We start from the raw sequence: 22966 nt of genomic DNA, 5'->3' as shown, positions 1-22966 counted from the left end.
GTAAAGACGCAAATGGGGCTGACGCCAAAATTTCGCGAATGCCGGATCAGTCGTCGATTTCGATCAGTCCGAGGCGTGCGGCGTGGCGCACGAAGGCCACGGGGCTTTTTATGCCGAGCTTGGTCATGATGGCGTAGCGGTGGTTGAGGACGGTCTTTCGGGACACGAAGAGCTTGGCCGCGATTTCTTCCGGAGTCAGCCCTTCCGCCAGCAGACGCATGACCTGCTGTTCGCGTAGCGAGAGGCTGCCGTATGATGCGTCCAGGGTCTTGGCCTTGCGGCCGGAGATGTCGTTCAGTCGACGCAGGACCGAGGGCGAGAGGGAGCCGTCGAGATATTGCCCGCCGGAGAGAACGGTTCCGATGGCTTGCAGGATTCCTTCGCCTCCTGATTCCTTGGACATGTAGCCGCTGGCTCCGGCCTGGAAGGCGGCGGCGATGAAATCGAGTTTGGCGTGCATGCTGACGATGAGTACGGGCAGGTCCGGCCGCGAGGCGCGGATTTCCCGGGTGAGCTCGATGCCGCTGCCGTCGGGCAGGGAGATGTCGATGACCGCCAGATCCGGGGCCAGGGTTTGGGTCAGGCGCAGTCCTTCGGCGCAGGTTCCGGCCTCGCCGACGACGCAGAAGTCGGATCTGGTGCCGAGGCGGGCTTTGAGGCCGTCACGGTAGAGCGGGTGATCGTCGATGATGAGGATGCGCTTAGGCGTGCTCATTGCTGCTCCTGTTGAGCGGGGTTTCGATGCGGATGTGCAGGCCTTGTCCGGGCTTGGAGCGAAAGCTGATCTTGCCGCCCAGGAGTTTGACCCGCTCGCGCATGCTCCACAGCCCCATGCGTTTGGTGCGACCGGCCTGGGACAGGCAGCGGTCCATGTCCGCGCCGCAGCCGTCGTCCTCGATGCGTACCAGCAGATTGGGATAGGATCCCAGCAGGCGGATGATCACGCGGCTGGCCTTGGCGTGTTTGCGCACATTGTTCAAGGCTTCCTGGATGAGGCGGTAGATGTTGATCTGGGTGTCGAAATCAAAGGCGACCCCGCCAAGCCCGTCGGCAAAGACGTCGACGGCGATGCCGTGGCGCAGGGAGAAATCCTCGCAGTGCGCGAGCACGGTTTCGACCAGGCCAAGCTCGGTCAGGCCCGGCGGGAGCAGGCCGTAAGCCAAATCGCGGATGGAGCGGATGGCCGTGCCGAGTCTCTCGGCGACGGCACCGTTCTGGGCACGCCAGGGCCCGTTTTCGGGCAGACCGCAGCCGATGCGATCCAGTTCGGCCCGGGCCAGGGAGAGGTCCTGGGCCAGGTGGTCGTGCAGTTCGCGGGCGATGCGCTGGCGTTCGTTTTCCTGGGCCATGATCAGCTCCTGGGACAGGGCGCGCATCTGTTCCTCGGCCCGTCGCTGGGCCACGATGCGGCCGATCTGGTCGGCTACGGCGTCGATGAGGCTGCGTTCCTCGCGCAGAAAAGGACCCTCATCGCTGTCCGGACGTTCCTCCAGATAGCAGACTTCGACCGCGCCGCATTCGTCTGCGTCGATGACGATGGGACTGGATTGGCACCATCGGGTGCGCGCGAAGTTGCCGGAGTTGTGCCGCGTGTCGCCAAGGCGGATGGAGGCACAGGAGATGTCAGGATATTGCCAGGAAGAGCGGATCAGGTCGGCGATGCCTGTCAGGAGCTCATTCAGCGGCTGTTCGCGATGCTGGGCCAGCCTGCTGATGCCGTAGAGGCAATTGAGTTCTTTTATGCGTTCAAGCAGATCGTGCTGAGTCTTGCGGCTCTGGGCCACGAATATCATCCACTCTTCTTTCGAGGCGGGAAATTCTTCGGTGCTGTCGGGGCGGATGGTCATGAGCGTTTCTCCTGGGCAACGGGCGCGTTGGCCGTGTAGCACAGGATGGGGCAGGGGGCCAGGGGCGGAACCGGCATGCGGCCGGTTCGCCCCTGGGCATTCATGCTGATCAGGACAGGATCTTGCGTGCGATTTCGTCCTGCACGTCGGTAATGAACCGGATGCCGGTCTCGTGCGCGGTTTCGCGGTTGGCGGAGACGATGTCGCCGCGGGTGATCTCGGTGACCGAGAACTTGCGGGCACCGGCCAGGAGCTGCTGCAGGCCCGCGCCGAGCTTGTCGGCCAGGGTCCAGGCGGCGATGGCACCGTAGGGCACATTTTTCATCTCGTCGGCACCGATTCTGGCCTTGAGGGACTCGTAGCCCGCAAAGATCTGTTCTGGGCTTTCCCCGATGTCTTTTACGGTCTTGGGCAGGGTATCCCAGTTGCCGGCGACTTTTTCCTTGCGGTCGGGGTTCAGCGCTCCTTCGATGTTGGAGCCCAGGAAACCGGGGATCATGAGCGTGCGGCCCATGCAGATCAGTTTGACGAAGGGGGCGCCCAGCGCCAGGGCCTTGAAGATGTGGTCCTCACGGGCCAGGCCGCCTGCAAAGGACATGTCCACGACCTTCTTGCCCTGGGCGGCCAGGACGTTGCCGTATTCCACTGCCTTGGAGTGCAGCAGGACGGACGGGACGCCCCAGGTCTCCATCATGTTCCAGGGGCTCATGCCCGTGCCGCCGCCGGAGCCGTCGATGGTCAGCAGGTCGAGGTCCGCCTCGGTGGCGTACTTGATGGCCATGGCCAGGGCTTCCATGCCGTAGGAGCCGGTCTTGAGGGAGATTTTGGTGTAGCCGAGCCTGCGCAGGTAGGCCACGGTCTCCATGAAGTTCTGGTGCACGGCGTCGGAGGACGGCAGATCGGTGTAGCCCAGGCGGCTGTGGCGGGCAAAACCCTTGATGGCACCGGCCTTGAAGGCCTCTTGCACTTCGGGCAGTTCGGGGTCCGGATCGACCAGGTAGCCGCGCTTTTTCAGGAACAGGGCGTAATCAAGGCTCGTGACTTCGATTTCGCCGCCGATGTTCTTGGCGCCCTGTCCCCACTTGAGCTCGATGCAGACGTTGCTGCCGTACTTTTCGATGACGTACTCGGCCACGCCGTTGCGCGCGTCTTCGACATTGAGCTGAACGATGATCGCGCCGAAGCCGTCATAGTAGCGGTTGTAAATGTTGATGCGGCGGTCGAGTTCCGGGGATTTTTCGATGTGTCCGTTTTCCAGGGTCGAGGCTCGGTCGACGCCGACCACGTTCTCGCCGATGACGATGGGGATGCCCACCAGGGCGCAACCCGCGGCGAAGGAGTCCCAGTATTTGGCGGCGATGAAGGTCGAGCCCAGGGCGCCGGTCATGAGCGGCAGCCGAACCTTGGTCTTTTCCGTGGCGCCGAAGGCGGTTTCCAGGGAGACGTTGGTGAAAAGGCAATCGTCGGGATTTGTCGTGCGGCCCTGGGCGACGCCGTGAGCGCCGTAGCTGAAGCCCTGGATGCGCAGGGAATTGTAGCTCACGCCGACGTGACAGGTGTTCGCGCTGCCGGCGGTGACGGAGCCGAAATCCCTGGGATAGAGCATGTGCCGACCTTTGAGGCAGGACATCCAGGTTTCGCATTTACCGGCGCAGTCGGAGCGGCATAACGTGCACAGGCCGGATTCGGCCGGGTTTCCGCGGTTGGTGGTGCCGAGAACATCGTTGCTTTTGGGCCATTGGATCATCGTTTTCGTCTCCCGTATGCAAATTTGAGTATTGTGTTTCTCCAAAACGCATGTCGCCACCAGAGAACCGGGCAGGGAATCCGTGGTGGCGCTACGCATCGGCACGCGTTTCATAAGAGTAGGCGGTCAATGGTGGAGCATGGAGAAATTCAATAGATTATCTATGTTTGGACCGTGGTCGTGTCGATAGGATTGCACCCCCTTTTCCTGGTCATTTTGGAAAGCTCGGCTGGGAGACAGGTGTGGATTTTGGGAATTTTGCCCGGAATATGAACAGGAGTCACTCAAGGTGAGAAGGGGGAAACGTCAGCGCCGTGCGCGATGGTCGGGGACTTGATGTCGCGAACAAAGTTGGTGGGAAAGATGCCTAATGATAATCGCCGGCCATGAAATTGTCGGCCATGGTTTTTACAGAGGCTTCGCTGGTCATGAGCATGTCCATTTGCCGGGTGACAATGAGCAGTCGGCCCAGTTGATCCAGACGATCCCGGATCTCTTCCTGGGTGTACTTCTGGAATCTGGCCTGCGTCATGTCCCCGCGGACATCGGTGACAAAGCCGAGGCGTCCGAGAATTTCGGCGATGCAGCGTACTCTGCGTTCGCGGCGTATTTCGTCTGCCGCACCGCCCTTGAACTGGAACGTGATATAGTTCTTGGACATGGTTTCTCCGCAATAGGCATCTATTACGCTGTAATGATAGCCCACACGGGAACTGAAATTGAGGTACTTGTCGGAGATGATGCCGTAACTGCGTTCGCCGAAGCGCTGCGCCTGGACCGTGGGCGGTTCGAGCAGGTGTTGGCTCATGACGGAGAGAAAGCCCCCCACGTTGATCGGGCGGGGGCCTCGCTGATGAACCTCAGGCCGAAGCATGCCGGACAGCAGCGCGGACAGGGGCTCGGAAGTGATCTGTTCGGGATATACATAGGGGCCGTCGGCATCTTTCAGCCCTCCACCCAAGTCGATGAGATGCAGATCTATGGGCAGTTTGGCCTTCAGTTGGCAGGACACGGCTCCGGCATCGGAAGCGCGGTCGCTGATGCGGAACATTTCCGTGTAACAGAGTTCATGCACGAACCGCATGACATCATGCAGCGTGGTGCAGGACTCCGGTCGGAACAGGGGAGACTTGGGATCAAGCAGGTGCAAGGGAATGATCTGGTCCGCGACCTGTCTGAGGGTAGCGTGGACGGGCGTGTCGGCAATCTTGAATTTGCTTGCGGATTTGAAAACCACGAGCTCCTCGACGATTCCGGCGTAGACCCGGCCGGTGATGGCATCCACGGTCAGAGTCTGGCCATTTGTGATCCGTGTCGTGGCATGCTTGGCATTGAGTATGGCAGGAACGTCGAATTCACGGGCCAGGGATGCCATGTGGCCGGTGATGCTGCCTGCCTCGGTGACGATGGCCTGGGCCCTGTTCATGACCAGAACGTAATTGGGCAGGGAGTGAGGAGCGATCAGAATGCCGTTTTCGGGAAAATCGGAGAGATCTTTCAAAGCAGTGGCCAGAACGGCTTGACCCGTGCCGATGCCGGAACAGGCGATGTCGGCATTATCAAGCAGAAGTTCGGCGCCTTCGATGGCCGTTGTCGAAAGCCCGTCGTGATGAACGCTCGCGAGTCGCATGGGCCTGCTTTGCAGGATCATGATCCGGCCTTGCGTGTTCAAAGCCCATTCGATGTCCTGGGGGTGATGGTAATGCGCTTCGAGCCTGGCTGCGATCGCTGCAAGCTCCAGGACCTGCTCTGCATTGAGACAGGGCAACGCTCGCATTGCTTCGGGCACAGCCGCCTCATGTTTTCCCTTGGCGTCGGAAATCAATTTTACTCGTTTGTATGCAACATGCTGCGAAGAGATGGTCAGTGCGGGAGTCGGTTTGATATGCCACGTGTCAGGTTCGATGATTCCGTCCACGGCATAAGCGCCCAGACCCCAGATGGCGTTCAGGACCATTTCATCAGAGAGCGGGTTGACGGGATGGCGAGAGAAAATGATCCCGCTGGCCAGGGCATCCACCATTTCGATACAGGCCATGCCCATTGCGCATTGCTCGAAGGATACGCCGTGATGGATGCGGTAGGTGATGGCTCGGGGAGAAAAAAGACTGGCCAGCACTTCGCGAAAAGCGCTCTCAAGGGATTGTCTCGTGACACCGAGAATGGTCCGGTATTGGCCGGAGAAGGAGAGAATTCCGTCTTCCCCGATGGCGCTGGAGCGCAATGCGGCCCGCGCCGAAGTGGGATCGGGAAACGTTGCATCCCACGTTTCGAGCATGGCGCGCAAGACATGTTCAGGGACCCGGACCTGGTTGATTGTCCTGGAGATGGTTTCCGACACGGTGACAACGGTGACTGGATTGTCAGCCTTCGCTTCGCGAAGAAGTTTGAGAATTTCATCGCGCAAACCCATGGTTTGGATGAAGGCGTCGTAGGCTGCGGTTGTTATCGCGAAACCGGGAGGCGTGGAGATTTTTGCGTGATTTTGGATTTCTCCTAGATTTGCGCATTTCCCTCCGACGACATCGACTAGATTTCTGTCCACCGTGGAGAGCGGATATGTGTATTTGTCCACGATGGGCTGAGGTTTGCTGTCGAGAATGCCTGAAATGCGGCCATTGATGTGTTCCACCATTTCCTGAAGGACGCTGTAGCGATTTTTGGAAATGACGTTCAGGGCCGTGACCATGCACATGGTGTGAAAGACGCTCCGGGTCGCCAGCGCGCGAATTTCGCTTATGCCGAACAGCTCGGATCCTTTGAGCTTTTGATCGATTTGAGCCATCAGCGCGCCTAATTCCGCATTGGACAGGAGCAGATCCTTGAAGTGCTTGTACTGAATGCGAAATGATCTCAGTACGGTGTCATTATCGCGTTTCGGCTGCCCTTTGGGAAGGATCGCGTCGAGCCAGTCACGGAGTCCCATGGTTCATTCTCGCTGATGCAGATTACTGAATTTGATCCGCTATGACGTACCGGGATGAAGGTCCCTTGCCGGTTTTGACCAGCAGGCCCTTGTTGACCATATCCTGCAAGTCATATTGCGCGGTGCGCACCGAGACTTCCTCCCCGAGCGCGCTTTGATACAAAGCACGGTTCGTGCCACCGGATGCGACAATTGAAGGCCATGCCTTTTTTTGTCGTGAATTCAGATCGAGGCCCCGCAGAGCATCGGAGACGGTCGAGCGTAATTTGGTCTTAATCTGGTGTGGCCTTTCCCCATCCGCAACCGGAGGCTGGTGTTCAGTGTCCGAAGCCAGGTCGGGAAAAGCCGTAGGGCTTGCACCCTTTGGGATCGGGATCACGGGCGAGGTCGAGACTTCAGTGTCGCGCGACGTGGGCTTGACTTGCCCGAAGGCAAGGTGGTCGGCCAGAAGGATTTGGCCTTCGGTAAAGGTCATTGCCCGGGTGATGCAGTTCTTCAGTTCCCGGATGTTGCCTGGCCAGTCGTACTGCAGGAGCTTGTCCAGAGCCCCTCGGCTCAGGTCGGGCGGGGTCTTGCCCGTGACCAGGGCCTCTTCCGCGAGGAATGAGCGTACCAGGGCGGGGATGTCATCCTTGCGATCGCGCAATGGCGGAGTGATGATGGTGACGACCGCCAGACGGTAGTAGAGGTCTTCGCGAAATGTCCCGTTGCGCGAACATTCGAGCAGGTCGACGTTGGTCGCCGCGATGACCCGAGCATCGAAGGGTTGCTCATGGTCGCTGCCGAGGGGGCGAATGACACGCGCAGCCAGGGCGCGCAGCAGGGCCTGCTGGACCTTTGGGGATGCGTTGCCGATCTCGTCGAGGTGCAGCGTGCCTCCCGACGCGGCCAGGAAAGCGCCCTTGCGATCGGCCTTGGCCTCGGAAAAGGCTCCTTTCACATGGCCGAAAAGAGCGTCCATCAGGAGGTTTTCGTCCAAGGCACCGCAATTTATGGAAATGAATGGGCCCTTGGCGCGGGCGCTGATTCGGTGGATGGCTTCAGCCGTGAGCTCCTTGCCGGTTCCCGTCTCCCCGACGATGAGCACGTCGGCCATGACCTGGGAGGCCTTGTGAATCATGGCGTTGAGTTCGCGCACTGCCTGGCCGGAACCGACGATGCCGGCTGAGTGTCCGACGTCCTGGAAACTCTCCTGGCGAAGCGCGTCAACCATGGAGTCCAGACAGACAGGCTGGCGCTGCATTTCTTCGAACACCTTGTTCTGACGAAGTGTCGTCTCGTCCCGCGCGACCTGCAGCTGCAGCAGGAGGACGTTCATGACACGCTGGAGATGGCGCAATTCCCTGGGCAGGGGAGAAATGTCGAGAGCGGCAGTTTCGTCTCCAAGAGTCAGCTTTTCAGCGGCATTGGTCAGCAGTTTTATGGGTTTGCTGATTCTGCGGTTGAGGTAGAAGAAAGCTCCCAAGGTCAAAAGGAGCGCGACGAGCCAGGAAATGCTCAGCGCCATGGCGATCTCGTAGCGCGAAGACTTGAGCATGAAGCTGCTGTCGATACATCCGATGCCCCCGAGGATGGCCGGCTCGCTCCCCGCTTCCTCCTGGAACCGGATGGGCACGTAATACAGGAAGTGATCCCTGGCCGTATTATCCGGATCGTTCAAAAAATTGGAGAAGTCGATTTCTCCATCCTTGCCGGATTGGACCGCAGAGACCACGGCCCAGTACTTCTCATATTGCGGATTGGGGCGGAAGGCGGTGGCGAAGCCTGGCCGACCCATGTCTCCCTGGAGCCCGGTGCGGATGGCGTCGATGGAAACATGGGGGCGACCCGTCGTCGTGGGCCCTGTTTCGCAGATGAGCCACCCTGCGGCGTCGAAGAAAAAGCTCCTCGCGCGCTCCTTCTCCTGGGGAAATATGTACAGGGGTGACTGCCGCGAGGAAAACAGCGTCATGATGCGCTGGATTTCGGTAATGTCCAGGGACACCGTCAGGTAACCCATGAAGACTTTGTCCCTGTCCATGACCGGAGTGCTGAGCCGGATGACCGAAAATTCCATGTTCTCGACGGAACCCAGATAGGGGACGGAGGTGTAATAGACTTGGATGGGCGGGTTGATCTGTACGAAATCCTCCAGTTTTCCCTCGATTTTCTCCTTTTTGGTGAATGTCCCGAACTTGATTTCGGAGGCCTTGTCGCTCGGCACCCTCCAGATATGCTCCCCCGTGTTCAGGAGCAGGAAATTCTTGTCAGGATTCACGGCGTGGAAGGCTATCTCGGCGTAACGGTTCCGTTTCGTGGTGGGTCTGCCCATCATGTACGCCTGGATGGACTCGGCCGTCAGGTCCGCCTGGCCGAGGTTCAGGAGTTCGTAGCGGGCATCGACGAGGATCTTCTCGATTTCATGGGCCTGGGCCAGGGCCCTGGTGTGGGCGTTCCGCGCATAGGCCCGGTTCAGGTAGTGGGAGGCGATGCGGTATGTGGACACGGTCATGACTAGCATGACCGCCGCAACCAACGGCGTGCCGATCAGGAGCAGCAGGCGCGTGAAGCTCCACTCCTTGAGGGGCTTCTCCAGGTTGATGACCGGATTAAGAATGGGCGGATACGAGTAGCGCATGCGAACTCCTTGCAAGAGACGGATACGGGATGCGAAATATTTTGTGCATTTTTTAACATGCTTCTGCGCATTGCGCAATTCTTTTCTCTAATACTCCAGAATAAAGAAATAAAAAGTTGCGCGATGAGCCTTGGCACATTCCTTGCCCTAGTGTCGATGGCAATGCGTGATTTCAGGTGTTGCGAGAAAAACTCCGATAGCCGGGGCGAGGTATGAAAGAGGCAAGTCCGGCTGCTCAGAAGGCCGGAAAAGGAATGCTAACAAATCTGGAGGTTATGATGAAATCAAGGTTAAGCAAGCTGTGGTGGTCATTGATGGCAATGATCGTGCTGTGTCCAAGCTTCGCCCTCGCCGCCGGCGGTGGAGGAGCGGCCCCCATAGTGCTGGTGGCGGACACCCGCAAACTGAGCGGAATATTGGCTTGGTGGGCAAATTTGTACAATGAGAGCCATTTCCAGTTTATGATCCTGACGGTAATTTTGATTCCCGTAACCGGCGTGATTTTCGGCGTCCTGGCCGACATCATCATGAGCTGGATCGGAATCGATCTGAAGTCCCGTGATCTGGCTGAACACTAAATCGTACACACTAGATTAAGGAGATAACCCATGGAATGGCTCTATGTCCTCATGCCCATTGCAGGCGTTAAAATTTTCTGGCCCGGCCTGATCATTCTTGGCGTCGGCGTCGGCATCATCGGTGGCTTTTTTGGTATGGGTGGTGCATGGATGGTCACCCCCGGTCTCAACATCCTCGGTTTTCCCATGGCCTTCGCCATTGGCACAGACATCGCGCACATGGCGGGTAAATCGCTTATTTCAACCATGCGCCACGGCAAGTTTGGAAACGTGGACTATAAACTTGGTTTGATCATGCTGGTCGGCACGGTGGTCGGCTTCGAGGCCGGGGCCCAGATGGTCATGTGGCTGGAGCGCATCGGCAGTGTGGAGAAGGTCGTACGCTGGATCTACATTGGGCTTCTGGCCTTCATTGCCTGGATGGTTTTTCATGACGTCGCCAAGCGCAGGGCCAAGGAAAAGGCCGCTCTCGCCCGTGGTGAAAAGCTGACCGGACTTGAGACCGGCGTCGAGTGGCACAAGACCCTGCACAAGATCAAGATTCCCCCAATGGTCCACCTGAAGGAAGCCGGCATATACTGCTCCGCCTGGTTGCCCATTTTCGTCAGCTTCTTTACCGGTTGGCTCGCTGGTATCCTCGGTATTGGCGGCGGTCTGATCCGTATGCCCGCCCTGATCTACATGATCGGTTGCCCGACTCACGTCGCGGTGGGTACTGACCTTTTTGAAGTGGCCATCTCCGGTCTGTACGGCGCGGCCACCTATACCTGGAAGGGTCGGACCGAGCTGGTCGCGGCCATGATCATGCTCGTCGGCGCGGCCATGGGCGCTCAGGTCGGCGCAGTCGCGACCAAGTACATCAAGGGCTACGGCATCCGTATCGCTTTTGGCCTGGCCGTCATCGGTTGCATGTTGTCCATTCTGCTGAAGCTGGTCCAGCCCTGGCTGCCCGCATACAAGGTGTTGCTTGACACCGCGTCAACGGTCCTGGTTCTCGGGTTGGTATGCGCCATGTCCACGTACATATTTGTGCGCATGGTCCAGGGAGTAAAGATGGAATTGGCTTCGAAGAACCGTAAGAGCTAGAGCGCAAAGCACAAGGAGCAAGACTCATGAATATCAAACGCACTCTCTTCATGCTCATGGTCGCAATACTGACCTTCGGGGTTCTGGGTTGCGATGAATATGGCAAGGTCGATCAGGGGCGGGTCATCGCGTTCGACAAGGACAAGCAGACCGTGACCGTCATTGAAGACAAGAACATGGATTCCCAGAATCCCGACTACGCGATTCTGCCTCCGCATACATATACAATGCCCAGTGACCCCGCAGAGCGAGGAGCCGACCCCAAGGTGGGACTGCGCATGAAGATCGATGCTGAAGCCAAGATCATCAAGATCTTCAATCCGAACACTCAGGTGATTGAAGAGTTGTCCATCGCCATCGTTGATGCGCAAAAAGACATTGCCAAGGACCACCCGCTGGTATTCGACAAGGACGCAAAGGCGGCCAAGAAGTTTCCCGTGGTCGACAAGGACAAGAAGACCATCACGATCTATTCCGGCCGACAGAAGTTGCTGGTCACGTTCAGCGTACCAGAGGAGTATTTCAACTTTCCGGAATACACGTGGGATGCCGGTGACGAAGTGCGCATATACTGGAAAGAAAAAGGCACGGCCATCCGTTTCATGAACATCTCAAAGACCGACATCTTCAAGAAGTAATACCTCGAGGCCATCCGGGGCGGTCAATCCCCCTCCTGACCGCCCCGGCCTCATTCAAGGAGTACACAGATGAGCGAATACAGATTCTTCCTGCTGCACAAGATTCTTGTCCTGTCCATCAACGCCCTCGTTCTCGGGGCGCTGACCGTTGCCATGTATGTGGCCTCCGGACACCCTGACGAGTTTACACTGGTGTTCCTCAAGTTATTTGGCGGGATGCTTTTACCCATCATTGTCCTGGGATTCGTGGCCAAGCGCAGGTTGCGCCGCAACGTTGATTCCATGTGCGGAGACGCGGCGTGATCAGAGCCGAACGCATCTGGCGCTTTCAGCGGGCTAGCGGCACTGCTGCGATGATTCTGCTGGCTTTGGCTCTGCTGATTCTTTTCGATGGCCTGCGTGGCGGGATTTTCGGCGGTTCCGGGCATGTGCGCCTGATTCCCGGAGATCGTTATGAGATAAGCGGCCCCATGCCGCCGAAGACCGACCGTATCGAGGATTTTGTCATCGAGGGCGCTGTGGCTGACGGCTCCGTTCGGATCGTGCCTGAAGGTGTGTTCACGGGTTACATGTTCGGAGGCGGGATGTGGCGAGGGCACATTCTGGTAAATTCCTATCCCAGGCCCGGCGAGTATGTGTTCAAGATCAGGGACAAATTTGGCGAGAAGCAGAATCCGGCGCTGGTTTTCACCTTGCGCGTGTTTGCCAATTCCGAGGATCGCCGGGCTCATTCTCCTTCAGCCGTCATGCGTTGGACAGGAATCGAACCCTATCTGCTGGCTGCTTGCTTCGGCCTTGCAGGTCTTGTGATGGCCGGGATAAATTTTTTGCTGGGAATAAAATGGCACGCCATGCTCGCGGATCTTCAGTGCGGAGAAATATTTCGCCTGAAACAGGTCAATGGCCATTATGAAGCGGGTGTTGACCTGAGACGTTGTTCGCCCGTCGTGGTCGGCGCCGCATATAGGTTGACACATCCCCGACGCGGAAACGTTGGCCGGGGTCTGGTCATCGCTTGTGATAAGGGCGAGATCACGATTCAGATAGCGGCTGATGTTCCGGTGAAGCTGGGTGATATTGCCTGTCCGGTACTGTTTGAATCAATGGAGGGACCATGAGTTCTCTGGAAAACTGCAGGTTTTTGTTTGTGGATGACGAAGAGGATTTTTTGGCCACGTTGACCAAATACATGCGGCGCAAGAAACTGAGCGTGGTCACGGCAAATTCCGGTCAGGCCGCCTTGGACTGGTTCGTCAACAATTGCGTGGATATAGTCGTTCTTGACGTCAAGATGCCTGACTTGAATGGCGTGGAGGTGTTGCGCAGAATGCGCGAACTCAAGGGCGATGATTTCGGGGTGATCATCCTTTCCGGCCATGCCCACACGGATATCGCCCTGGAAGCGATGCGGGCCGGGGCCAATGATTTTTTGCTCAAGCCGTGCGCCGTGGAAGAACTTTTGGAACGTATCGACCTGCTCAATGATCGCATATCGGAACACCGATGTGCCTGCGATCCCGGCCAGCGAGCCTAAAAAAACCCTCTTGCGAGGGTTTTTTCATTTATTCGGCTGTCTTGACGGCCTTTTTGCGCTTTTCCCAGAGCTTCATGCCCTGCATGGTCTTGCGGCGGTCGCGCGCCAGGGACTTGGCGACCAGCGAGGTGCCCTTCTTGTAGCCGTACTTTTCACGGTACTCTTCAGGGGTCAGGCCATGGGTGGCCAGGTGGCGTTTGGTCAGGACCTTGAAGGACTTGCCGCATTCGCAGCAGATGACGCTCTTCTCACGGATGGCGTTTTTGGGGTCGACAGCGGGTTCCGTGTCGACAACGGGGGCAACACCTTCGGCGACGCCACGGATGCTCTGCGTCAGGGCGCGGATCATCGAGGTGATTTCGTCTTCGTTCATGTTGCGGACAGAGGCCTGGGCCTTCACGATTTCGATTGCTTGCTTCAGATAATCTTCCATTTTTACTCCATAGCTATAATAGGGTCATTGATGACGCTGTAATTCGTCAGGCAAAGTAGCTTACTACATAGTAGAGAATGATGGAATGTCAAATGCTTTGTTGAAAAACTGTTACGTCTGCTGCTGTTTGCCGGTAGGGTTGTTGTGAACGTGTCTGAATCCTTTGAGGAAATATGTCGTTTTTTTAGACGTCGATTATCTCGCCCGGAGGATACAATTGTGTGGGAAGCTTGACGCCGGTGGGGTTTTGAGGTCAGCATGCGTGCACGTTGTGAGAGAAGGCGAGACCAAAAGGAGGACCAATGCCATCTTTTGATATTGTGAATGAAATCGATCTGCAGGAAGTTGATAATGCGGTGAACAATGTGCGCAAGGAAATCGAGACCCGTTACGATTTCAAGGGCGTAATCACTGAAATGGAGTTCAACCGCAAGACGAAAATCCTCTCTCTGGTAACCGGAGACGAGATGAAGATACGGGCCATTCGGGAGTTGCTCATTTCGCATTTCGTGCGCCGCAAGGTCGATCCCAAGGCCATGGAGTTCGGTGAGCCCGAGAATACCTCCCGTGGTCAGCTCAAGCAGGAGATCAAACTGCACGATGGCATCGACAAGGATGCCGCCCGCAAACTGGTCAAGATGATCAAAGACAGCAAGCTGAAAGTTCAGGCCGCCATTCAGGACGAACAGGTGCGGGTCTCCGGCAAGAAGATCGACGATCTGCAGGAGGTCATGGCGCTCCTGAGAGGGTCTGGATTCGAGTTGCCGCTGCAATTCGTGAACATGAAAAAATAGCCGGAGGTGCGCATGCACGCATTCATGATGGGGATCTGGGCCTGGATCATGTCAAATCAGATGATCGGACTCGGCATTGGAGCGGTCGTTGTATTTCTGTTCTGGAAGCAGCCCCGGCAGACCATGAAGCTTCTGATTGCGTTGCTTGTGCTGGTGGCCTTGGGCTATCTTGTTGAGGGGATCGTCGACTTCGCCATGAACAGCGCCATGGTCAAGGAGCGGGCGATGGAGAAGACACCCTAGCAGGTGGTGAAGAGTGATTGTTGGACGATGACTGGACGGAGAAAAGTTCAGGCCCATGCTTTTGCATGTTTTTCCATTCACTATTCACCAATCAACGTGTCATGGGCAGGAGCATGCGGACGCAGGTGCCTTGACCTGGCTGTGACGAGAACTCCAGGCGGCCGCCGTGGTCGTGCATGATGGCCGAAGAGATGGACAGGCCAAGGCCCGTTCCGCCCAGCTCCCTCTTGGTGGTGAAGAACGGGTCCTGGATGTATTTGAGGTCGTGGGGGAGGATGCCGCAGCCGTTGTCGCGAACTTCCACCCCGGCCCAGGCCTTGTCTTCACCGAATCGTGACAGGACCTGCAACGTGATCTCGCCGCCCGTGGCGGGCACGGCTTCGCAGGCGTTGACCAGCAGGTTGATGAGCACCTGGATGAGGCGCTGCAGGTCGGCTTCCACCAGCACAGGCTCCGCAGCCAGCCTGACCAGATAGCCCGGGGCCGCGTTTTTCAGCTTCTGCCGCACGAAGGCCAGGGCCCCGGCCACGACACTGTTCACGTCGGTCGTTTCGCGTTCCCCTTCGGGACGCTGGCGTGAATAGTCCTTGAGCCTTGAGACGATGTCCTTGATCCGCTCCGATCCGTCCACCATGCCCTGCAGCAGGAGTGGCATCTGCTGCCTGAGTTCCGAATATTCGAGTCCGCCGAGCACGAAATCCCCATGTTCTTCCTGATATTCGTCCAGCACGTGCAGGGCGTCGGCCCAGACGTCGCGTAGCAGAGGCAGATTCAGCGTCAGAAAGCTGTTGGGATTGTTGATTTCGTGGGCCACGCCCGCCACCAGCACCCCAAGGGATGCCATCTTGTCCGCCTGGATCATTTTCTGGCCACGCAGCTGGGCCTTGTGTTCCGCCTCCTTGCGGGTCGTGATGTCCGTCAGCTTGCCCTCGATGAAGATCGTGCGTCCCTCTTCGTCTTTCTCGATCCTGGCGTTGAACTCCACCCAGATCTCGCTGCCGTCCTTGCGTCGCATGCGGGTTTCGAAATCCTTGACCACTCCGTCCTGGCGCAGAATGGAAAAGACCAGTTCCCTGTCGTCGGGATCGCAGTATAGCTGACGGCTGATGTCGGTGATCGTGGACATGAGGTCCTGGGGTGAGTCGTAACCCAGGATGCGGGCCATCTCGCGGTTGGCCTCGATGAACCGTCCTCCGGCCGTGGAGCGGTAGATGCCTTCCAGGGCTTTTTCAAAAATGGCGCGGTATTTCTTGCCTTCCTCTTCGCGTTCGCTCCACTCGGTGATGTCGTGGGCAAAGACCACGGCCCCGAGAATCTCCCCGCCACGCTGCAAGGGCACGTAGGTGTTCTGGTAGAAGCCGATCTCCCCCTTGGGTTTACGGTACTTGCGCCGCAGGATGTACGATTCCCCGGCCAGCACACGGTCGAAATTGCGACGGGAGGTGGCGCGTTCATCGGGTTCGTTCAGGATGTCGAAAACGTGCATGCCGGGATGGATGTCGAGGTTCCAGTTGTGTTTGACGAATTCCCGGTGGGCCTGGTTGAAGGCGATGTAATTGTAGTTGAGGTCAAGGGAAAAGAGCATGACATTGAGCGGCGTGTCGATCAGGGCGCGCAGGTCCTGCACCTCGCGGGAGAGTTGGCGGTTGGAGCGTTCCAGTTCACGCAGCCTCTGCAGCAGATCTTCCCGTCCGGCGCTCACTCTTTGCAGTCCTCCATCTGGCGGAGCTTGTTGAGGCGCTTGTTGAGCGCCTGCCTGGACACGCCCAGCATGCTTGCGGCCAGGGCCTGATTGTTTCCGGTGCGGCGCATGGCCTCGCGCACGAGTTCGGCACAGACATGCTTCAGGGTCGGCAGTTCCGGGCCGAATTGCAGGCGCGTGCCTTCACCGGGCTGAATCCTGCGCGATGCGGCGGGGTGCTTGCTCACATGCGCCTTGATGCGGTCCATGTTCAGTTCCTCGTCTCCCGAGCAGCTCAGGGCATCCAGAATCAGAAACCGCAGTTCGCGGATATTGCCCGGAAAGGCGTAGCTTGAGAGCAGGTTCAGGAGTTCCACCGGAACCGCAGGGCGCTTGCGCTGCTGGCAGCCCTGACGCATGAAATGGTCAATCAGGAGGGGCAGGTCCTCGCGGCGCTCGCGCAAGGGGGGCAGATGCACGTGGTGGGCGCGCAGGCGGTAGTACAGGTCGGACCGGAAGCGTTCCGCCTCGCCCATGACGTCCGGGTCCACGTTGGTGGCCGCGATGATGCGGGCGTCTGTCTTGCGGGTCACGTCGGAGCCGATGGGCAGGTATTCGCGTTCCTGTACCAGCCGCAGCAGCTTGACCTGCGAGGCCTGCGGAAGGTCGCCGATCTCGTCCAGGAAAAGGGTTCCGGCCTTGGCGTTTTCAACCAGGCCGGGACGCGCCCTGTCGGCCCCGGTGAAGGCTCCCTTCTTGTGTCCGAACAGGGTGTCGGCAAAGATGTTGTCATCGAGACCGGCCACGTTGACGGGCACGAAATCGCCCTGCCGTCCGCTCAAATCGTGAATGACCTTGGCCACCAGCTCCTTGCCGACCCCGGACTCGCCGGTGATGAGCACTGGCTGGGTGCTGCGGGCGATGGCCTCGATGTACTGGAAGATGGAGCGCATGGCCTTGGAGCAGGTCACGATGGGCGCAAAGGTCTCCGGATGCTCCAGGGTGTCCTGCAGGAAGCGGGTGCGCAGGCTGCTGTTTTCGCGCTTGAGTTCGCGGATTTCGATGGCGTGCCTGATGCCGGAGACAAGGCTGCTCTTGTCGTTGGTCTTGACGAAGAAGTCGAAGGCGCCGCGCTTGATGCATTGCACCGCCGTCTCCACTTGGCTCATGCCGGTGATGACCAGGATGGGAATGTCCGGATTGGTCGCGGACACGGTGCCAATGAGGTCCTGCCCGGACATTCCGGGCATGGCCAGATCCACGGCCATGACCTCGATCTCGGTCTTGGACAGGATTTCGGGAACCTTGGTGCTGTCGTTGCAACAGATGATGTTGTCGATTCCGTGGGATTTGAGCGCCAGGGAAAAGGACCGCAACCACGTGTCCTCATCATCGACGAGCAGGACAGGATAGGAGGGAAATTTTGTCATGTCTGTTCCCTAGTCGTATGTGCGTTCGTCAACAAGAGCCGGAGCCCCTTCGGGGATGGTTTCCCCCAGTCCGAGGGTGACAACGGCCGGCCGCAGCTTGATCACTTCCTGAAAGGCTCCGCCGATGGCTCCATGGTCCGCCGGACCGTTGGTTTCGATGCGCAGGGTCAGGGTTTCCTTGCCGTCTTCGTTGCTCACCACCACCTGATGGCGCAGGATCTGCGGGAAGCGGCTCATGGCCTGCGCGACCTGCGCGGTATAGATGAACTGTCCGCGGACCTTGGCCGTGTCGTCCACTCGTCCGAGAATTCCTTGCAGCCTTGGCGTTGTGCGGCCGCAGGGGCAGTCGGCGTCATCAAGGCGCGACAGGTCTCCGGTGGCCAGGCGGATCAGGGGGTACTCCGGTGCGAATGGCGTGACCACCACCTCTCCCATCTCTCCTGGGGACACTGGCCGACCCGTGGCCGGATCGCAGATCTCGACAAAACAGCGGTTTGAGAGATGCATGCCTCCAAGCTCCGGGCATTCGTAGGCGATGCAGCCTACGTCGGCCGTTCCGTAGCCCTGGCGAATGATCATGCCGAACATGTCCTGCACTTCCGTGCGCAGGCTCTCGGGCAGGCGTTCTGCGGCCACGAAGCCGACCCGCAGTCCGAAATCCTTTTTCGGGTCCAGCCCCTTGTCCCTGGCTTTTTCGCCTAGGATTTTGAGAAAGCTGGTCATGCCAACAAAGGCTGTAACAGGCAGTTCCTGCATGAGCTGAAGCTGCGCTGATGAATTTCCGGGCCCGGCCGGAATCACGGCGCAGCCCAGGGCACGCAGGGGCTCTTCGAGCATCAGGCCTGCCGGGGTCAAATGGTAGCTGAAGGTCATCTGCGCCAGATCGCCCGATCGGAAACCGGCGGCATGGAAGGCCTCGGTCCAGCCCCAGTAGTCAGGTCTGCGGCCTTCGGGGTCGTAGATGGGACCGGGAGACTGATAGATGCGGGACAGCGTGCCCGGCGCGCCGGACAGAAACCAGGACAGCCCTTTTTCGCGCTGCAAGCGGGACAGGTGCTTCTTGCGCAGCACGGGAATGGAGGTGAAATCGTCCAGGGAACGGATTTCGTCCGCTACGATGCCCGCCGCCGCGAGGCGTTCACGAAACTCTCCGTCAAAGGACAACGCCTTTTTTACCATGGCCAGAATGGTGGTACACTGCCTGCTTGTCCTTACGGACCGGGATTCGGTTTCAAGATCGTGGTAGTAGCCTTTTGTCCTGTCCATGAACGCTCCGATCAATAGATGTTAGGAGAAGTTTGGGTGTGCTTGGAGACGCGTCGTGTTTTCTGGAAGAAGCCGCTGCGCAAAAAAAGGCCGCAAGAACTGCGCCTTCATCCGAGCCAGCGTTTTCTGCGTCTGTAATGTTTTATGTCGCGATAGCTGCGTTTTTCCCCGCCATGCCCGAGGCCCAGATAGAACTCCTGCACATCGGGGTTGCGCAGCAGTTCCTCGCCATTGCCGTCCATGACGATACGCCCGTTCTCCATGATGTAGCCGTAATCGGCCAGGGACAGGGCCATGCGCGCGTTCTGCTCCACCAGCAGCACGCTCACGCCTTCGGTCTTGTTGATCTTGCCCACGATCTCGAAAATTTCCTCCACCAGGAGCGGCGCCAGTCCCAGGGACGGTTCGTCGAGAAGCAGCAGCTTGGGGTTGGCCATGACTGCCCTCCCGATGGCCAGCATCTGCTGCTCGCCGCCGGACATGTAGCCTGCCAGTTGATGGCGGCGCTCTTTGAGTCTTGGGAAATACGCATATACCTTTTCGGAGTTGTGCGCAAAAAGGCGCGCTGGCTGCGTGTATCCTCCGCAGCGCAAATTCTCCTCCACGGTCAGATCCTCGAAGATGCGTCGTCCTTCCATGACCTGAAAAATCCCGGCTCGGACCAGTTTTTCGGGCACGAGACGGACAGTCTCCGTGCCGTCGTACATGATGGACCCGGAGGTGACCTTGCCGTTTTCCCCGGCCAGCAGGCCGGAAATGGCCTTGAGCGTCGTGGACTTGCCCGCCCCGTTGGCGCCCAGCAGGGTGGTAATTTTGCCCGTGGGCACGTCCAGGGACAGGCCTTTCAAAACCAGGACCACATCGTTGTAGACCACTTCCAGGTTCATCACTTGGAGGATGTTCATGCTTTGTTCTCAAGAAGTTGCTGTTGATTGAAAAGAACCGTTCGCGTCATGGGCGAGGCGGGACCGGACTTGGGCCCCGCCTCTCTGGTGGCAGTTTCTAATGGCCGAGCCATTCCTTCTTGCGTTCCAGGGTTTCGGTCTTGACGAATTCGAGCTTGCCGTCCTTGAAGGCGGCGATGTTCACCGAGAGATTCGGGCGGTGGTCATCGGCGAAGTAGCTGATGGCCGGGGCCAAGCCCTGGGGATCGAAATCGCGCATGGTTTCCAGCGCATCCTTGATGCTTTCGCCCGTCACTTCGCCTTTGGCCTTGGCCATTTTCATGCCCTCGCACATGACCATCGCGGAAACAAAGCCGCGCACGTAGTGGGTCATCTGCGGCTCGCCTTTTGTCAGTTCGCGGATGAGGGCCATGCCCGGCACGTCCTGCCCATAAATGACGCCGCCCTGCAGCCCGTAGTGGCCATTGGCCGCTTCACCGCCGAGCTTGAAGATGTTCTCGTCGCTGCTCCAGATGTTGGTCAGGAAGGTGCAGGTCATGCCGAGCTTTTGCGCATCCTTCATGATGACTGCCGTGGACGGAGTAGTTCCGCCGGTCCAGACGAAGTCGGGTCCGACCTTCTTGAGGCTCAAAAGCTGCGGGGTTGCGTCGATGGCTTTGAGGTCCACATTTTCCTGCCCCACAATTTCAAAGCCCAGTTCGACCGCATATTCCTTCATGGCCGGAATGGGCACCGAGCCGTAGGGGTTGTCCGGGAAGACGAAGGCCAGTTTGGGGGCGCGTTCTTCCTTCCAGGTTTCACGCAGATACTTGAGCCCGGCCCGGCCTTGGGTGGAGTAATCCGGCGCGGCGGTGAAATTGTAGGGAGCCTTGGCCGGGTCCATCAGATGCGCGGAATAGGAGGCCGAGAAGACCGGGATCTTGTCCTTGGCCACGAACTTGATCAGGGCTTCGGTGTCGCCCGTGCCCCATCCCTGCATGGCCACGATGCCGCTGGAGGTGAAGCGCTTGTAGGCGGCCAGGGCCTGCTGCACGTTGTAGGCGTAGTCGACCTGGATGAGTTCCACAGACTCGCCGTCTATGCCGCCGTTGTCGTTCAGCCAACCGACGTAGGCCTTGATGCCGTCGGCATAGGGCGCACCCACGCTGGACGTGGGGCCGGTCAGATCGGACAGGAGGCCAACCTTGTAGGCGGCCGAGGCCGTGCTGATGCTGGCCATAAGGGCCAGGATGGTCAGGGCGAGAAGTTTTTTCATGGTGTCTCCGGATGCGGCAAAAGGTTTTCCCGGTGCAAGAGGCCGGGCCGTTAATATGCAAAGGGGTAGAGTTTCCAGTAGGCCTTGGTCAGCCTCCATTTGCGAACCAGTCCTTCGGGTTCGAAGATGAGGAAGAGGACCAGCGTCAGCCCGAAGACCCCTTCCTTCATGGGCACGATGATGGCGCTCAGGTCCGGGGCGATGCCCCCGAGGGACGTGGTCAGCAGATTGAGCATTTCAGGCAGCAGGGTGATGAATATGGCGCCGAAGATGGAGCCCAGGACAGAGCCCATTCCGCCGACGATGATCATGGCCAGGTAGCTGATGGACAGTCCCATGGAGAACTGTTCGGGGGTGATGTACATGGTGTAGTGAGCCCAGAGCCCTCCCGCGATGCCGGCCAGAAAGGAGCTCAGGCCAAAGGCCTGCAGCTTGAAGGCGAAAAGGTTCACGCCAACATTCTCGGCGGACTGATGGTAGTCGCGGATGGCCACGAAGGCCCGCCCCGGGCGGGTGCGAATCACGTTGGTAACGACCAGGACGCACAGCACGGTAACCAGCAGGATGAGGTAGAATATCTTGGAGTCGGTGTCGAAGGAATAGCCCATGATTTCGGGTGCATCGACGGGCAGGCCGTTGGCTCCGCCGGTGATGCTTCCGGCATGCAGGAAGACGTATTCAAGGATGAGTTGGGCTGCCAGGGTGGAGATGGCCAGGTAGATCCCCTTGAGACGCAGCGACGGGATGCCGAAGACCATGCCTACCAAGGCGGCGACTGCGCCTCCGCCGAGCAGGGCGAGGAAAAAGGGAACCCCCATGTTGGACAGCACGGCCGCGCCGTAGGCCCCCACCCCGACGAAAGCCCCGTGCCCCAGCGACATCTGGCCGCAGACTCCGGTCAAGAGGTTCAGGGACACCGCCCCAATGACCGCGATGAGGATCAGGTTCAGAATGGACATGACGTAAGAGTCCAGAAACTGCGGGCACACCAGCAGGGCCACGAAGAAAAGGGCCAGGCAGATCTTCTGGAACCTGGAGGGGAAGAGGCCGTCCTCGCGGGCGTAGGTCGTGTAGAAAAGTCCGCATTTGTGCATGCTCATACCCGTTCAATCTCCTTGGTTCCGAAAAGTCCGTAAGGCTTGATCATGAGAATGATGACCAGGATCACAAAGGAGGCTACCTCCTTGAATCCGCCAAGTCCGAAGAGATCCTTGGCCGCACCCTCGCATATGTTTTCCAGCACCCCTATGATCAGCCCGCCGAGGGCCGCTCCGAGCAGGCTGTCCAGCCCGCCCAGGATCACGGCGGGGAAAACCTTGAGGCCGAGCTGGCCGAGCTGGGCGTTTATGCCGTTGATGTTGCCGAGGATGATGCCGCCGATGCTCGAAACCACGGCCGCGATGCACCAGGACAGGGCAAATATGGACTTGATGCCGATGCCCATGGACTGGGCGGCCTGCTGGTCGAAGGCCGTGGCGCGCATGGCGATGCCCAGGGACGAGTACTTGAAGAACAGGCTGAAGACCCCGAAGAGCAGCACCGAAAGCCCGAAGGCCGCGACATACACCGGCGCGATGGGCAAACCCAGGAGCATGTAGGGCTCCTGGGGCAGGATGGCCGGGAAGACCTGGATCTGGGTGCCCCAGACCATCTGCACGAAGGACTTGAGCATGGACGAGAGACCGATGGTGACCATGATGACGGAGATGATGGGCTCGCCGATGAGCGGCCGCAGGATAAGTCTCTCCACGAGAACGGCCAGGATGATGGAAAAGATCAGCGTCAGCAGGAAGGAGACCAGAAACGGCAGCTGGAACTGCACCGTCAGGGCGAAGCAGACGTAGGCCCCGACCATGACCAGTTCGCCCTGGGCGAAGTTGACGACCTTGGTGGCCTTGAAAATGATGACAAAACCCAGCGCCACCAAGCTGTAGATGGACCCGACCACCAGGCCGTTGATGATGAGTTGGAGATAGTATTCCACGT

General features: G+C 58.7%; 21 protein-coding genes. 8 read left to right on the top strand and 13 right to left on the bottom strand.

Annotated elements, in window-relative coordinates:
• Positions 1–46 precede the first annotated feature (46 nt).
• The 5 genes from CVU60_05230 to CVU60_05210 all read right to left on the bottom strand — a co-directional run bounded on the left by CVU60_05230 (position 47) and on the right by CVU60_05210 (position 9137).
• The gene (locus tag CVU60_05230; GenBank protein ID PKN42759.1) at positions 47–715 is read right to left on the bottom strand and encodes a DNA-binding response regulator; all 669 of its coding nucleotides are present in this window, start codon (positions 713–715) and stop codon (positions 47–49) included.
• Complete coding sequence (locus tag CVU60_05225) at positions 702–1847, bottom strand: sensor histidine kinase (GenBank protein PKN42758.1); 1146 nt, start codon at positions 1845–1847, stop codon at positions 702–704. Before CVU60_05225 ends, CVU60_05230 begins: the two co-directional genes overlap by 14 nt.
• 109 nt (positions 1848–1956) lie before the next feature.
• Entirely contained in the window at positions 1957–3594 is a 1638-nt protein-coding gene (locus tag CVU60_05220) for an FMN-binding glutamate synthase family protein (protein PKN42757.1), read from the bottom strand.
• 367 nt (positions 3595–3961) lie between these two features.
• Entirely contained in the window at positions 3962–6520 is a 2559-nt protein-coding gene (locus CVU60_05215) for a phosphoenolpyruvate synthase (protein ID PKN42756.1), read from the bottom strand.
• A 22-nt stretch (positions 6521–6542) separates the two neighbouring features.
• On the bottom strand, positions 6543–9137 hold the full coding sequence (locus tag CVU60_05210) for a Fis family transcriptional regulator (GenBank protein PKN42755.1): 2595 nt from the start codon (positions 9135–9137) through the stop codon (positions 6543–6545).
• A 278-nt stretch (positions 9138–9415) separates the two neighbouring features.
• On the opposite strand from CVU60_05210, the gene CVU60_05205 reads away from it, so the two are divergent.
• The 6 genes from CVU60_05205 to CVU60_05180 all read left to right on the top strand — a co-directional run bounded on the left by CVU60_05205 (position 9416) and on the right by CVU60_05180 (position 12973).
• A complete protein-coding gene (locus tag CVU60_05205; protein PKN42827.1) occupies positions 9416–9715 on the top strand; it encodes a hypothetical protein in 300 nt (99 codons plus the stop codon).
• A 30-nt stretch (positions 9716–9745) separates the two neighbouring features.
• Positions 9746–10801, top strand: a complete 1056-nt coding sequence (locus CVU60_05200; GenBank protein PKN42754.1) for a sulfite exporter TauE/SafE family protein — start codon at positions 9746–9748, stop codon at positions 10799–10801.
• Between the two features lie 26 nt (positions 10802–10827).
• The gene (locus CVU60_05195; protein PKN42753.1) at positions 10828–11439 is read left to right on the top strand and encodes a DUF4881 domain-containing protein; all 612 of its coding nucleotides are present in this window, start codon (positions 10828–10830) and stop codon (positions 11437–11439) included.
• A gap of 69 nt (positions 11440–11508) precedes the next feature.
• Complete coding sequence (locus CVU60_05190) at positions 11509–11742, top strand: hypothetical protein (protein ID PKN42752.1); 234 nt, start codon at positions 11509–11511, stop codon at positions 11740–11742.
• Entirely contained in the window at positions 11739–12557 is an 819-nt protein-coding gene (locus tag CVU60_05185) for a hypothetical protein (protein PKN42751.1), read from the top strand. The genes CVU60_05190 and CVU60_05185 overlap by 4 nt, the downstream gene beginning before the upstream one ends.
• Entirely contained in the window at positions 12554–12973 is a 420-nt protein-coding gene (locus CVU60_05180) for a response regulator (GenBank protein PKN42750.1), read from the top strand. The genes CVU60_05185 and CVU60_05180 overlap by 4 nt, the downstream gene beginning before the upstream one ends.
• Positions 12974–13001: 28 nt before the next feature.
• Here the strand turns inward: CVU60_05180 and CVU60_05175 are convergent, their stop codons facing one another.
• Complete coding sequence (locus CVU60_05175) at positions 13002–13406, bottom strand: transcriptional regulator (GenBank protein ID PKN42749.1); 405 nt, start codon at positions 13404–13406, stop codon at positions 13002–13004.
• Positions 13407–13708: 302 nt separating this feature from the next.
• Here CVU60_05175 and CVU60_05170 point away from each other — a divergent pair, with 302 nt between their 5' ends.
• Both CVU60_05170 and CVU60_05165 read left to right on the top strand, forming a co-directional pair.
• Positions 13709–14200, top strand: coding sequence for a YajQ family cyclic di-GMP-binding protein (locus CVU60_05170; protein PKN42748.1), 492 nt, complete (start codon positions 13709–13711; stop codon positions 14198–14200).
• A gap of 12 nt (positions 14201–14212) precedes the next feature.
• Positions 14213–14443, top strand: coding sequence for a hypothetical protein (locus tag CVU60_05165; GenBank protein PKN42747.1), 231 nt, complete (start codon positions 14213–14215; stop codon positions 14441–14443).
• Positions 14444–14534: 91 nt separating this feature from the next.
• Here the strand turns inward: CVU60_05165 and CVU60_05160 are convergent, their stop codons facing one another.
• From CVU60_05160 to CVU60_05130, 7 genes are all read right to left on the bottom strand, one after another.
• Entirely contained in the window at positions 14535–16145 is a 1611-nt protein-coding gene (locus tag CVU60_05160) for a PAS domain-containing sensor histidine kinase (protein PKN42746.1), read from the bottom strand.
• Entirely contained in the window at positions 16142–17554 is a 1413-nt protein-coding gene (locus CVU60_05155) for a two-component system response regulator (GenBank protein PKN42745.1), read from the bottom strand. Before CVU60_05155 ends, CVU60_05160 begins: the two co-directional genes overlap by 4 nt.
• 9 nt (positions 17555–17563) lie before the next feature.
• Complete coding sequence (locus CVU60_05150; GenBank protein ID PKN42744.1) at positions 17564–18820, bottom strand: phenylacetate--CoA ligase; 1257 nt, start codon at positions 18818–18820, stop codon at positions 17564–17566.
• A 107-nt stretch (positions 18821–18927) separates the two neighbouring features.
• A complete protein-coding gene (locus CVU60_05145) occupies positions 18928–19725 on the bottom strand; it encodes an ABC transporter ATP-binding protein (protein PKN42743.1) in 798 nt (265 codons plus the stop codon).
• Between the two features lie 97 nt (positions 19726–19822).
• The gene (locus CVU60_05140) at positions 19823–20980 is read right to left on the bottom strand and encodes an ABC transporter substrate-binding protein (GenBank protein ID PKN42742.1); all 1158 of its coding nucleotides are present in this window, start codon (positions 20978–20980) and stop codon (positions 19823–19825) included.
• 50 nt (positions 20981–21030) lie between these two features.
• On the bottom strand, positions 21031–22080 hold the full coding sequence (locus tag CVU60_05135; protein ID PKN42741.1) for a branched-chain amino acid ABC transporter permease: 1050 nt from the start codon (positions 22078–22080) through the stop codon (positions 21031–21033).
• Positions 22077–22964, bottom strand: coding sequence for a branched-chain amino acid ABC transporter permease (locus CVU60_05130; protein ID PKN42740.1), 888 nt, complete (start codon positions 22962–22964; stop codon positions 22077–22079). The genes CVU60_05135 and CVU60_05130 overlap by 4 nt, the downstream gene beginning before the upstream one ends.
• Positions 22965–22966 lie beyond the last annotated feature (2 nt).

It is taken from the genome of Deltaproteobacteria bacterium HGW-Deltaproteobacteria-18, assembly GCA_002841885.1.
Lineage (GTDB): Bacteria > Desulfobacterota > Desulfovibrionia > Desulfovibrionales > Desulfomicrobiaceae > Desulfomicrobium.
The sequence above is the reverse complement of the archived record's forward strand: the minus strand, read 5'-3'. Positions and strand labels throughout refer to the sequence as shown.

Bases quoted from the DNA above. Each gene is read 5' to 3' on its own strand.
- CVU60_05230 (PKN42759.1), bottom strand. From the start codon at position 715: ATGAGCACGCCTAAGCGCATCCTCATCATCGACGATCACCCGCTCTAC.
- CVU60_05225 (PKN42758.1), bottom strand. From the start codon at position 1,847: ATGACCATCCGCCCCGACAGCACCGAAGAATTTCCCGCCTCGAAAGAA.
- CVU60_05220 (PKN42757.1), bottom strand. From the start codon at position 3,594: ATGATCCAATGGCCCAAAAGCAACGATGTTCTCGGCACCACCAACCGC.
- CVU60_05215 (PKN42756.1), bottom strand. From the start codon at position 6,520: ATGGGACTCCGTGACTGGCTCGACGCGATCCTTCCCAAAGGGCAGCCG.
- CVU60_05210 (PKN42755.1), bottom strand. From the start codon at position 9,137: ATGCGCTACTCGTATCCGCCCATTCTTAATCCGGTCATCAACCTGGAG.
- CVU60_05205 (PKN42827.1), top strand. From the start codon at position 9,416: ATGAAATCAAGGTTAAGCAAGCTGTGGTGGTCATTGATGGCAATGATC.
- CVU60_05200 (PKN42754.1), top strand. From the start codon at position 9,746: ATGGAATGGCTCTATGTCCTCATGCCCATTGCAGGCGTTAAAATTTTC.
- CVU60_05195 (PKN42753.1), top strand. From the start codon at position 10,828: ATGAATATCAAACGCACTCTCTTCATGCTCATGGTCGCAATACTGACC.
- CVU60_05190 (PKN42752.1), top strand. From the start codon at position 11,509: ATGAGCGAATACAGATTCTTCCTGCTGCACAAGATTCTTGTCCTGTCC.
- CVU60_05180 (PKN42750.1), top strand. From the start codon at position 12,554: ATGAGTTCTCTGGAAAACTGCAGGTTTTTGTTTGTGGATGACGAAGAG.
- CVU60_05175 (PKN42749.1), bottom strand. From the start codon at position 13,406: ATGGAAGATTATCTGAAGCAAGCAATCGAAATCGTGAAGGCCCAGGCC.
- CVU60_05170 (PKN42748.1), top strand. From the start codon at position 13,709: ATGCCATCTTTTGATATTGTGAATGAAATCGATCTGCAGGAAGTTGAT.
- CVU60_05165 (PKN42747.1), top strand. From the start codon at position 14,213: ATGCACGCATTCATGATGGGGATCTGGGCCTGGATCATGTCAAATCAG.
- CVU60_05155 (PKN42745.1), bottom strand. From the start codon at position 17,554: ATGACAAAATTTCCCTCCTATCCTGTCCTGCTCGTCGATGATGAGGAC.
- CVU60_05150 (PKN42744.1), bottom strand. From the start codon at position 18,820: ATGGACAGGACAAAAGGCTACTACCACGATCTTGAAACCGAATCCCGG.
- CVU60_05145 (PKN42743.1), bottom strand. From the start codon at position 19,725: ATGAACATCCTCCAAGTGATGAACCTGGAAGTGGTCTACAACGATGTG.
- CVU60_05140 (PKN42742.1), bottom strand. From the start codon at position 20,980: ATGAAAAAACTTCTCGCCCTGACCATCCTGGCCCTTATGGCCAGCATC.
- CVU60_05135 (PKN42741.1), bottom strand. From the start codon at position 22,080: ATGAGCATGCACAAATGCGGACTTTTCTACACGACCTACGCCCGCGAG.